At 48.7% G+C, this 10348-nt stretch carries 12 protein-coding genes; 4 read left to right on the top strand and 8 right to left on the bottom strand.

Annotated elements, in window-relative coordinates; all coding sequences use genetic code 11:
• The 3 genes from KB557_RS05995 to queA form a co-directional block, all read left to right on the top strand.
• A partial coding sequence (locus tag KB557_RS05995; RefSeq protein WP_255132281.1) for a dihydrolipoamide acetyltransferase family protein occupies positions 1 to 1146 on the top strand: 1146 nt, incomplete at its 5' end.
• 33 nt (positions 1147 to 1179) lie between these two features.
• Positions 1180 to 3018, top strand: coding sequence for an APC family permease (locus KB557_RS05990; protein WP_255132280.1), 1839 nt, complete (start codon positions 1180 to 1182; stop codon positions 3016 to 3018).
• Positions 3019 to 3030: 12 nt separating this feature from the next.
• Positions 3031 to 4128 (top strand): tRNA preQ1(34) S-adenosylmethionine ribosyltransferase-isomerase QueA, encoded by a 1098-nt coding sequence (gene queA / locus KB557_RS05985; RefSeq protein WP_255132279.1) that lies wholly within the window; start codon positions 3031 to 3033, stop codon positions 4126 to 4128.
• A 1-nt stretch (position 4129) separates the two neighbouring features.
• Here the strand turns inward: queA and KB557_RS05980 are convergent, their stop codons facing one another.
• From KB557_RS05980 to KB557_RS05965, 4 genes are all read right to left on the bottom strand, one after another.
• The gene (locus KB557_RS05980) at positions 4130 to 4729 is read right to left on the bottom strand and encodes a superoxide dismutase (protein ID WP_255132278.1); all 600 of its coding nucleotides are present in this window, start codon (positions 4727 to 4729) and stop codon (positions 4130 to 4132) included.
• A 69-nt stretch (positions 4730 to 4798) separates the two neighbouring features.
• Positions 4799 to 5398, bottom strand: coding sequence for an FKBP-type peptidyl-prolyl cis-trans isomerase (locus KB557_RS05975; RefSeq protein ID WP_255132277.1), 600 nt, complete (start codon positions 5396 to 5398; stop codon positions 4799 to 4801).
• A gap of 32 nt (positions 5399 to 5430) precedes the next feature.
• The gene (locus tag KB557_RS05970; RefSeq protein ID WP_255132276.1) at positions 5431 to 5751 is read right to left on the bottom strand and encodes a phasin family protein; all 321 of its coding nucleotides are present in this window, start codon (positions 5749 to 5751) and stop codon (positions 5431 to 5433) included.
• 24 nt (positions 5752 to 5775) lie between these two features.
• Positions 5776 to 6396, bottom strand: a complete 621-nt coding sequence (locus KB557_RS05965) for a Crp/Fnr family transcriptional regulator (protein WP_255132283.1) — start codon at positions 6394 to 6396, stop codon at positions 5776 to 5778.
• A 31-nt stretch (positions 6397 to 6427) separates the two neighbouring features.
• Between KB557_RS05965 and KB557_RS05960 the strand changes: the two genes are divergently transcribed.
• Positions 6428 to 7930, top strand: a complete 1503-nt coding sequence (locus tag KB557_RS05960) for an apolipoprotein N-acyltransferase (RefSeq protein WP_255132275.1) — start codon at positions 6428 to 6430, stop codon at positions 7928 to 7930.
• On the opposite strand, the gene KB557_RS05955 is transcribed toward KB557_RS05960, so the two are convergent.
• The 4 genes from KB557_RS05955 to KB557_RS05940 all read right to left on the bottom strand — a co-directional run bounded on the left by KB557_RS05955 (position 7887) and on the right by KB557_RS05940 (position 10036).
• Positions 7887 to 8978: an FKBP-type peptidyl-prolyl cis-trans isomerase gene (locus KB557_RS05955; RefSeq protein WP_255132272.1), complete on the bottom strand. Its 1092-nt coding sequence runs from the start codon at positions 8976 to 8978 to the stop codon at positions 7887 to 7889. The genes KB557_RS05960 and KB557_RS05955 overlap by 44 nt on opposite strands.
• 88 nt (positions 8979 to 9066) lie before the next feature.
• Positions 9067 to 9309, bottom strand: coding sequence for a hypothetical protein (locus KB557_RS05950; RefSeq protein ID WP_255132270.1), 243 nt, complete (start codon positions 9307 to 9309; stop codon positions 9067 to 9069).
• 59 nt (positions 9310 to 9368) lie between these two features.
• Positions 9369 to 9800 carry a type II toxin-antitoxin system VapC family toxin gene (locus tag KB557_RS05945; protein WP_255132267.1) on the bottom strand — a complete coding sequence of 144 codons (432 nt, stop codon included), beginning with the start codon at positions 9798 to 9800 and terminating at the stop codon, positions 9369 to 9371.
• Positions 9800 to 10036: a type II toxin-antitoxin system Phd/YefM family antitoxin gene (locus KB557_RS05940; protein ID WP_255132265.1), complete on the bottom strand. Its 237-nt coding sequence runs from the start codon at positions 10034 to 10036 to the stop codon at positions 9800 to 9802. The genes KB557_RS05945 and KB557_RS05940 overlap by 1 nt, the downstream gene beginning before the upstream one ends.
• Between the last annotated feature and the right edge of the window lie 312 nt (positions 10037 to 10348).

Below are 10348 nucleotides of genomic sequence, written 5' to 3'. Positions count from 1 at the left end.
CGGGTGGAAAGAGGGGAATCGGTGTTGGTGGTGGAATCGGATAAGGCCGACATGGATGTGGAATCTTTTGAGGCTGGTTTCCTTGGAGCGGTTTTGTTGCCAGCGGGCGGCACTGCTCCAGTAGGAGAAACCATCGGTTTGGTGGTGCAAACCCAAGCCGAAGTTTTGGAATTGCAAGCCAAAGGACCAACTTCTGCGCCACCTCCAACCCCTGCGCCTTTAGCAAATCCAGCACCCGTTGCAGTGGTCCCAACACCAGCGCCTGTTAGCAGCAATCGCGTTGTGGCTAGCCCCAGGGCCCGCAAGCTTGCCCAACAGCTTGGGGTGAAACTTGAAGGATTAATGGGTAGTGGTCCCCATGGCCGCTTGGTGGCAGCTGATGTGGAAAAAGCTGCTGGTAAATCACCAGCTCAAGCAGCAATTCCCGCTGCAGCAATACAAGTTGCAGCGCCAGTTGTATTAGCTCAACCAGGCGAAATCAAAGCATTTAGCACCCTTCAACAGGCGGTTAACCGCAATATGTTGGCTAGCTTGAATACACCTAGCTTTCGGGTGGGATATACAATAGGAGCAACAAAATTAGATATTTTTTATAAACAAGTTAAGCAAAAAGGCGTTACCATGACAGCCCTTTTAGCGAAGGCTGCCGCTTTAACTTTGGTTCGCCATCCGTTAATTAATGCAGCTTATAGCGATGCTGGCATCAGTTTTCCAAATGCCATTAATGTGGCAGTTGCGGTGGCGATGGAAGGGGGCGGATTGCTCACGCCAGTGCTAGCTCAGGCCGATCGCACTGATCTTTATAGCCTTTCTCGAAATTGGGCTGATTTGGTGGCAAGGGCTCGCACTAAACAACTCAAACCAGAGGAATACAACAGCGGCACTTTCACCCTTTCAAATTTGGGAATGTTTGGCGTTGATCGTTTTGATGCGATTTTGCCTCCTGGCACAGGAGCAATTTTGGCGGTGGGAGCTTCAAAGCCTGTAGTAGTTGCGAATCCCGATGGTTCAATTGCTGTTAAATCTCAAATGCAGGTGAATCTCACCGCTGATCACCGAGTGATCTACGGGGCTGACGCAGCTGCTTTCCTTAAAGATCTAGCGCTACTAATTGAAAACGAACCAGAAAACCTGGCGCTTTTCTGAAATTAAAGAGGTTCTCTTTTGATTTTAAGGCTGTTGCAAACACTTTTTGGCAAACCTTTGCCGCGCCATCAAGCAGATGAAGCCACCCTGCCCAATTTTGAGGCCCTAGCAATACTTTCTTCCGATGCTCTTTCATCGGTGGCCTATGGAACAGAAGCAACCCTTGGCGTTTTGGTGCTGGCAGGCAGTGGCGCTTTGAAACTGTCGGTGCCGATCACCTTGGCAATCATTGCTCTTGTGGCAATTGTTGTGCTTTCTTATCGCCAAACGATTGAGGCCTATCCCCAGGGCGGTGGCTCTTATGTGGTGGCGCGGGAAAACCTTGGCACCATCGCCTCCTTGGTGGCAGCTGCTTCCCTACTGATCGACTACGTGTTAACTGCTGCAGTGAGTTTGATGGCTGGAACCCAGGCCCTTAGTTCTTTATTGCCGCAATTATTGCCCCATGAGGTGAGTTTTTCGATCGTGCTGTTGGTGTTAGTGGGTTGGGCCAATTTGCGGGGCGTTAAGGATGCAGGGAAATTATTTGCTTACCCCACTTATGCCTTTGTTTTGATGGTGGTTGTGCTTGCGCTTGGCGGTGTTTTTAATCTTGCCTTTGGCCACGGTTTCCATGCTGCAGCGCCGCTACCTGTAAAAGCATTGGAGCCGCTGGGTTTGTTTTTGATTTTGCGAGCCTTTAGTTCTGGTTGCTCAGCAATGACTGGTATTGAAGCTATTTCTAATGGTGTGAAGATATTTAGAGAGCCTGCAGCTGCAAATGCTCGATTAACAATGGTTGTGATGGGTGTAATACTTTCGGCAATGTTTTTTAGTGTTAGCGCCCTTGGCTATGCCTATGGGGTTGCGCCAAATCCAAACATTACGGTGATGGCACAGATAGGAACGCGCGTATTCGGTGAAAATAGCGCCTTGCTTTGGGCCTTACAGATATCAACATTATTAATACTAGCCCTTGCTGCTAACACTTCATTTGCTGATTTTCCGCGTTTAGCTGCATTGCTTGCAAATGATCGTTTTCTGCCAAGACAGATGGGTTGGGTGGGGGATCGTTTGGTATTTCAAAATGGGATATTAATTCTTTTACTAGCTGCAGGTTTAATAATTATTATATGCCAAGGTGATACAACCGTAGCTGTTAATCTATATGCCCTAGGCGTTTTTACAGCTTTCACATTATCTCAAGCCGGCATGGTGTTGCATTGGTGGCGCCTGCGGGGCTCGGCTTGGCTAGGCCGAATGTTGATGAATGGGCTTGGTGCAATTACAACTTTATTGGTTTTATTGGTTATTGTTATAAGTAAATTCAATCAAGGCGCTTGGACAGTTGTAGTAGCTGTGCCAATTATTGTTTTGCTTTTAGCTTCGGTGCGCCAGCGTTACCGCCAAGTTTATGGTGCAATGGCAATAGCACCTGGCCAGATAAATGTATTGGAGATACCAAAACGCACTGAAACACTTGGCAATCGTGCAATTGTTTGGGTGCCTTCAATAACAGAACCAACAATTAATGCCCTGCGTTATGCAGCTGCAATTGCTGATCATGTGTTGGCGGTTTGGGTGAAATCTGATGATGAGGATAGTGAGCAAATAGAAGCGGCCTGGCAAGCTGTGGTGGGCGTAAATACAGGAATTGAATTTCGGATAATGGCTAGCCCAGGCGCATCACTGGTAGCTCCGTTTGTTGAATGTGTTGAATCAGAAGAAGAAAAGTATCCAGATTTATTTCATACAATAATCATGCCCATGGCGATACCTAAGCAACCCTTCGACGGTTTACTGTTAAATCAAAGGTCGATCAACATGCGCCAAGCCTTGGTTGATCAGCATAATCGAGTATTTACAGTAGTTCGTTATTATTTAACCTGTTAAGGTTTTTGGGATTTGACTGATCAAAACTTAGCAGATACAAAGCTTTCTAGTTACAACTTCCACTTGCCGGAGGCAGCGATTGCCCAACGGCCGATCGAGCCACGCCATCAAGCGCGGATGTTGGCGGTGAAGCCTGTTCAAGGCTGTGATCATTTGCAGGTGTGGAACCTGGCGCAGCAGTTGCAGAAAGGTGATTTATTAGTTGTTAATAACACAAGGGTTTTAAGGGCTCGCTTGCAGGCGCGGCGGGCGAGTGGTGGAGCAGTGCAACTATTAGTTTTGGAGCCCGGTGCTGATGGCAGTGGTGATTGGGTTTGCCTTGCTAAACCAGCAAAGAAATTAAAACCTGGTGATTGGCTTGAAGTTTTAGCTGCAGGCCAGCCGCCTTTAGCGCTGCAGGTGCTGGCAAATCATGGGGAAAGTGGTGGCAGGATTATTCAGTTTCCAGCTGAATGTGTTGATGGCGCAAGCCTTGAACCTTTGTTAATACGTTATGGCGCTATTCCTTTACCGCCTTATATCCATGAACATCATGATAGCGATAATGAGCGTTATCAAACCCGATTTGCTTCCAAGCCTGGTGCTGTTGCAGCTCCAACCGCTGGTTTGCACTTAAGTGATGAATTACTTGCGATTTTTAAAAGTAACGGAGTTGAAATTGCAAGTATCACGTTGCATGTTGGTTTAGGAACTTTTAAGCCCCTTGATAGCGAAGATCTAAACCAGTTGCGGCTACACAGTGAATGGGTGGAGATCACAGCAGAAACTGTGGCAGCTGTTGAGGCTTGTAAAAAAAGAGGAGGCAGATTAATAGCAATTGGTACAACAAGTGTTCGCAGCCTTGAGGCGGTAGCTCAATTAAATAATGGAGTATTAAAGACACATCAAGGCCCGGTGAATTTGGTGATCCAGCCGGGCTATCGATTTGTTTTAGTGCAAGGTTTACTAACTAACTTCCACCTGCCCAAAAGTTCGCTTCTACTGTTAGTGAGCGCCTTGATTGGCCGCGAGCGGCTAATGGCGCTATATGAAGAAGCGATTGAGCAGGGTTATCGTTTCTTTTCCTATGGTGATGCGATGTGGATCCCGCCGGAGACGGTTGTTAATTAAATCAAGCAGCAGCTAAGTTAGCAGCAACAAAATCCCAATTTACTAACTTATCAAGATAAGTAGCCATGTAATCAGGCCTGCGGTTTTGGTAATCAAGATAGTATGCATGCTCCCATACATCCATCGTGAGCAGTGCTGTTTGGCCGTGGGCTAGTGGAAGATCTGCATTAGCAGTTTTTGTAACTTTTAAGGTGCCGCCATCGAGTACTAACCAGGCCCAACCACTACCAAACTGGGTTGCACCAGCAGCTTTGAACTGCTCAACGAAAGCATCAAAACTACCGAAATCAGCATCAATCTTTTCGGCTAAAGCACCGCTTGGTTTTCCACCACCACCAGGCTTAATGCACTGCCAGTAGAAACTGTGGTTCCACACTTGGGCGGCATTATTAAATACGCCAGCTTTACTGGCATCGCCGGCTACAGCGGCAATTGTTTCTTCTAAGCTTTTATCAGCAAGCTCTCCACCTTCAACAAGCTTGTTCAAGTTGGTTACATAACCAGCGTGATGCTTGCCATGGTGGAATTCAAGGGTTCCACGGGAGATGTGGGGCTCGAGAGCATCGAGGGAGTAAGGCAGGGCTGCAAGGGTGTGGGCCATTGAGTTGGGAGCTGAGGAAAGGATTAATACGCTTAAATACTAACTATTGCGACTGGTTTCCCTACGTAGTTAGGGTGCGATTTTCACCAGTTCAACATCAAATATCAAGGTGGCATTTGGGGGGATTACCCCCCCCGCACCGCGTTCGCCGTAGGCGAGATCTGGAGGAATAACCAGCTTGCGTTTACCGCCAACCTTCATTCCGGCAACGCCTTCATCCCAGCCGCGGATTACGCGGCCTGCACCGAGGGGAAAGTTGAAGGGTTCATTACGGCTGTAGCTGCTATCAAATTCTTTGCCGTTGGTGAGTGTGCCGCGATAATTCACCCAAACTTTGTCGCCACTTTTGGCTTCTGCGCCAGTGCCCACGGTGATATCAGTGATTTTCAATCCAGATGCAGTGGTGCGCTCTTTAGCTGCAACAAGATCATCTGAGCCAAGTAGATCGGCAGCCTTGCCTTTGGCTATTTGACTCTTCTCAGGTGCCACGTCAGGTGCCATAGCAAATAATTGTGGGTTGGGGTCGTTTGGATCTAATTCAAAGGCGGCACGGCTTTGGCGTATTGGTGCCGCAGCATTAACCATGGCGGTTGGTGAGATCAACTGGCTTGCAAGCGCTACCAGAAGGCAGGCAACACACACAGCTGAACTGATAAGGATCTCGCGCATGGCGGCAGCTTTTTGGGATCGATGCAATTCTGTCAGGTGCCCTCACGCAGCTGTTGCTCGAGCCGATCGATGCGGCCGCGTAATTCATCTAATTCTTTTTGACGCGCTAGCCCCACGTCTTGGAGGAAGTTGTCAAAGTTGCGTTCTAGCTGACGCTCTGCTTGCTTTTCAGCGCTTGGATTCTCACCACGCATAGCGGCAGCCACCTCATCTACAAGGGCAGTGGCTTGATTTGGATCTAAACGGCCGCTGAGCACCCAATCTTGGGTTACGGCCTTCAAACGCTCAAGCACCAGATTGGTGGTACCAAGACCCCTCACTAGTAGTTGTTGGAGGGGGTTAGCTGAATCCATTCAACAAAAGCTTCTTTCTATGGTTTAGCGGGCCTTGGCCTTAACCACGAGAAAACGACCGGGTTCCATCAGTAACCAGCCTTCATCTCGCAATTGCCCAATAAATCTAGTAATCGTTACGCGGGTGGTTCCCAAACTGCTGGCTAACTCCTGATGGGTGAGGCGTAAACCTATGCGGGTACCACTCTCGCAAGGTTGCCCGTAATGCAAAGCAAGCAGTTCAAGAAAACCGCGCAAACGCTCTTCCACCCGCCTTAGGCCCATCAAGGCTAATAAAGCTTCGCTTTGGCGGTAGCGCCGTGCCATGGCCAGCAACATCGCGCGGCACAGGCAGGGATCATCTAGCAGTTCATCCCAACGCAAGCAGAGCAGATCGCTGTCGCAGAGGGTTACTGCTTCGTATGGGGCAACAGAACTGAGGGGTTCACCAAAGGGTTCATTTGGGCCAACTAAACCCAGCAGGGCTTCGTCACCACTCATGTATGAAGTAACCAGCTTTGTCATGCCCCGCACCACCAACCACACGTGATCTTTAAGAAGTGGTATTTGGCTGCCAGCGGGCATAGGAACTAAATTGCGCTTACTAAAGCTGGATTCCAGCAGTTCCCTTAAACCCAAATCGTCGCGCTGGGGGCTGGCAACCATCGCCGATGCATCGGAGAACACCTGCAAATGTATGAAGCATTACCTATCTGGCGGGCTAAGGAATGGGGCCAATCTGCTTAAGGATTGGCTAATAATTGTTAGATGGTGCGGTTGGCTACCAATAGCGGCAGGTGCTCTAGCTGGTTATGCCTTGCCACCACTTGGTTGGCCTTGGTTGATGTGGATTGCACTCCTGCCCCTTTGGCGTTTCGGGCCTGGCGGCGGAGCTCTTTGGGGTGCGGCGGCGGTGCTGGTGAGTCATCGCTGGCTACTGGCCTTGCATCCCCTCACCTGGTTGGGGGTGCCTGCTGTTTTGAGTTTGCCTTTGGTGCTGCTGCTGTTGTTGATCTGTGCAGCAGCAGCAGCGTTATTGGTGGCGATGTGGTGCGGCTTGGTGCAAAGGCTGGGGCCACGGCACTTATACAGCGCTTGTTTTGCGGCCTTGTTGTGGGGGCTGATGGAGGTGTTGCTGGCAAAAGGGCCTTTGTTTTGGCTTGGCCTGGGTGCTGCTGCATTACCAGGAGATAGGCCCCTGGCTGGCTTGGCGGCATTTGGCGGAGCAGGATTCCTTGCTGCGGTGCAACTGATAATTAGTTGGTTGCTGTGGCGGCAAGCCTGGCCCTTGCTGCTGTTTGTGGTGCTTGCAGCCCATGGTTTTGGCGCTGCTGCCCTTGCTTTTAATAGTGATGTGGATAGCAGCCAAAAATTGCAGCTGGAGGTGGTGCAACCGGCATTACCCACCCGTGAAAAGTTCAATTGGGAGATGCAACAAAGGCAGCGATACTTGCTCGGCGATGCGATTCGTGAAGCAGAAGCTGATGGCTCTGCAGCTGTGGTGCTACCAGAGGGTGCTTTGCCTGAAGGCGAACAACCCAATTCAAAAAATGTAGCTGTAATTAGTGGTGGTTTTAGGCGTGATGGAATTGAAGATCGCAGCAGCTTGTTGTGGTTTCCAGCAGGAAATCAAAAACCAAAAAGTTGGCTTGATAAGCATCGATTGGTGCCAATTGGGGAATGGGTACCGGGGGGTGAATGGTTGCAGTGGAGCGGACTTTCAGCTGTAGGAGGATTGCAGCCTGGAAGTGGCTCAAGGCTGCTGGATCTACCAAATCCAATCGGACCAATAGCGGGAGCTATTTGTTATGAACTAGCCGATGGATCATCATTGGCAACTGCGGTAAAGGAGGGAGCTGAGTGGATTTTAACTGTGGCAAATCTTGATCCGTATCCGCTGCAATTGCAGCAGCAATTTTTAGCATTGGCGCAGCTAAGAGCGATTGAAACAGGTCGCTGGCTTTTAAGTGTTGGTAATACTGGACCTACAGCGGTGCTGGATGCAACAGGGAAAAAATGGAAAGAATTAGAGTTTCAAAAACCCAATATTGCAACAATGAAACTAAAACGCAGAATAAAATTAACTTTTTATGATCAATTTAACCAGCTTCCGCTTATATCAATGCTTGTAATTAGCGCAATCGGTTGGTTGTGGTTTAGTAGATCGTTGCAGCGCGGCCCTCTTTTGAACCATAAATAATGAAATGTTCTGAAGAACGATCTCGGAAATAGGCTGAATTTGCAACACCTGGATTTGCTTCTAGGTAAGCTGCATTATTAAAGCGATCAATCGATCTACCTTCTTGAAAACCAAATAGATAAAAGTGTTTACTTGCAAGCTCTAAGTTATTACCAATTACTGTTGTGAGGTCAGCATAGCTGGCTAGATAATCATGACTAATTGATTTTTTACGGTCTTGAGCTGATTCTGGAGAAATTCCACCTGATTTTATGGGGATTATGGAAATATCGGAAAGATCAAGAAAAGCCTTTTTCGCATCAAAACCTGTAGAACTTATGCCGGCCAATAAAGTGCTGCTGCCATCGGAATAGTTAATTGATAAACCACTTACTGTATCAACTAAGCTACGCTGAAGACTTGCTCTACCGATAATAATATCGCCCTCTGTAATACTGAAATCACTAATTACGTCATTACCTACGGATAACACAAAGATATCTGCGCCCAATCCCCCTGCAAGAAGATCGTTGCCAAGGCCACCGGTAAGTGAATCATTGCCAGCGGCGGCAAGAACTGCGCCTCCTTTTGGGCCAATTGTTAATTGATCAGCTGCATCTAAACCTTTGAGATCAGCTTCCTGGCTATTAGCAGTTGCGAGATATGCCTGCAAAACTGTGTTGGGCACACCAAATTGAAGAGCAGACAGCCGTTCGGAGGCTGTTGCATTGCTGCGGCCCAGCACTTCTACCTGGAAATTAAGAGGGCTGTTAGCAGGTATGGAACCTGTTGCGTTAGCTCCGTAGGCCTGATCTGCTGGGATTGATAGGATTACAACATCACCAACATTTACGCCTAAAAGCCCGGTATCCCAGCCCTTGATTACCCGGCCTGCCCCGAGCTGGAAACTAAATTCAGGTTTAATGCCATCAGCATTGCTGTCAAATACGGTGCCATTACTAAGTTTTCCTGTGTAGCGCACCGAAATCGTATCGCCCAGTTGGGTGGCAATACCGTTGAGATCACGGAGATAGCTGCGCTCAACTCCACCGCTGAGTAGTTCTGGCATTGCTCTTTTTCGACTATTCTAATATACATTCTATAAGTGCATCTGTGCATGCATATCAAGATTTCCTGAAAATTCGAGTTAGGATTATTTAATAGGTGTAACATCCATGGCGATCGCAATTTGGTTTGTCGTAGCCTCGTTTGAAGCTTTCGGAACCACGCTGCATATATTCAGTAGTATTAATTTCATCCACCCAATTCTTTTTAACGGATTCTAGGTCTACGGTTTCTATTTTATTCTCATTAGCTATCACTGGATGACTTATAAGTAGTGCTACGGGAATGCAGGAAATCCCTAGGGTTTTTGCTAGTAATTTAAGAAGGAAGTGCATTAATCTTGCATAAAAAGCATCTATTTATGATACTAACCAATTTCCTCTGCAATAGTTTTTTAGCCGCCTGCCATGAGGAGTTGAGCCTCTAGGCCAAGCTCTTGGGCCGCCGCAACAAACGGTGCATCCAGGCTGCAAAGGGTGGCGCCTCGAGCGCTTGCTATTGCAAGGTGCAGGGCATCGGCCGCTCGCAGGGTGGTAATCCAACCGCGTAAGCAGGAATTGGCATTGCGGAAGTCTTGAGGTTCGAGTTCCAGCAGCAGCAGACCCGGCGCCAGGCTGCGCTCAAAACCCTGCAGAATCAGTTCTGCTTGCGCATGGTTCAGGGCCTTGCTGCGCACCTTGAGGCCGAGGGCGGAATGGAGCTCAGTGACACTCCAGCTACTGATCGCCAGCGGCGCTTGCGCCTGGGCCAGAAATGAAGTTGCTGCTGAGGAGTGCACCTCCGGCATCAGCACTGCCAGCAACACACAGGTGTCGATGTAGAGCATTAGTTGCCAGGTTCATCACGCAACGCACTAATGATCTCCACGCCACTTATTAGTTGCTCTGGCAATGAACCTCGCAGGGCTGCGAGCTGGGGCAACATATCGCGTACATTGCAGCGCGGGACCAGATCGGCGATTGGCTTGCCGCGGCGGGTTATCACCACAGACTGGCCGGCTTCAACTGCATCCAAAAGGCTGGAGAGCTGGGTCTTAGCTTCTGCCACCGACACCTGAATCATGACAGTTGACCATCTAGATGATCAACTATAGGGGGGTGTCCCAGTAATAACAGGCACAGCCTCCTGCGGTTTTTTGCTGCTGACACAGCTTGTATAAATCTTGGGAGTTAACTGGCGCTTTGTTTTATAGATGCTCCCGTAGCCTATCGCACATAGCCGTAGCTACGCATTAGTTTTTGCGCTTTATCGGAGATTAGATATTGAATGAAAGATGAGGCTTGTGGATCCGCAGATGACGACAGAGCAATATTTAGATCTCTCCAAATACTGCGATTACTCGAGATGGGTATTGCCTGAAGCACCTTGGGATTG

The organism is Synechococcus sp. Cruz CV12-2-Slac-r (genome assembly GCF_024346075.1).
GTDB lineage: Bacteria > Cyanobacteriota > Cyanobacteriia > PCC-6307 > Cyanobiaceae > Synechococcus_D.
Note: the sequence above shows the minus strand (reverse complement) of the source record. Positions and strands in the feature narration are given on the sequence as shown.

What these genes read in the sequence shown, in the direction of transcription:
- KB557_RS05980 (WP_255132278.1), bottom strand. Translation starts at nt 4,729, where the DNA reads ATGGCCCACACCCTTGCAGCCCTGCCTTACTCCCTCGATGCTCTCGAG.
- KB557_RS05975 (WP_255132277.1), bottom strand. Translation starts at nt 5,398, where the DNA reads ATGCGCGAGATCCTTATCAGTTCAGCTGTGTGTGTTGCCTGCCTTCTG.
- KB557_RS05970 (WP_255132276.1), bottom strand. Translation starts at nt 5,751, where the DNA reads ATGGATTCAGCTAACCCCCTCCAACAACTACTAGTGAGGGGTCTTGGT.
- KB557_RS05965 (WP_255132283.1), bottom strand. Translation starts at nt 6,396, where the DNA reads ATGGTTGCCAGCCCCCAGCGCGACGATTTGGGTTTAAGGGAACTGCTG.
- KB557_RS05960 (WP_255132275.1), top strand. Translation starts at nt 6,428, where the DNA reads ATGAAGCATTACCTATCTGGCGGGCTAAGGAATGGGGCCAATCTGCTT.
- KB557_RS05955 (WP_255132272.1), bottom strand. Translation starts at nt 8,978, where the DNA reads ATGCCAGAACTACTCAGCGGTGGAGTTGAGCGCAGCTATCTCCGTGAT.
- KB557_RS05950 (WP_255132270.1), bottom strand. Translation starts at nt 9,309, where the DNA reads ATGCACTTCCTTCTTAAATTACTAGCAAAAACCCTAGGGATTTCCTGC.
- KB557_RS05945 (WP_255132267.1), bottom strand. Translation starts at nt 9,800, where the DNA reads ATGCTCTACATCGACACCTGTGTGTTGCTGGCAGTGCTGATGCCGGAG.
- KB557_RS05940 (WP_255132265.1), bottom strand. Translation starts at nt 10,036, where the DNA reads ATGATTCAGGTGTCGGTGGCAGAAGCTAAGACCCAGCTCTCCAGCCTT.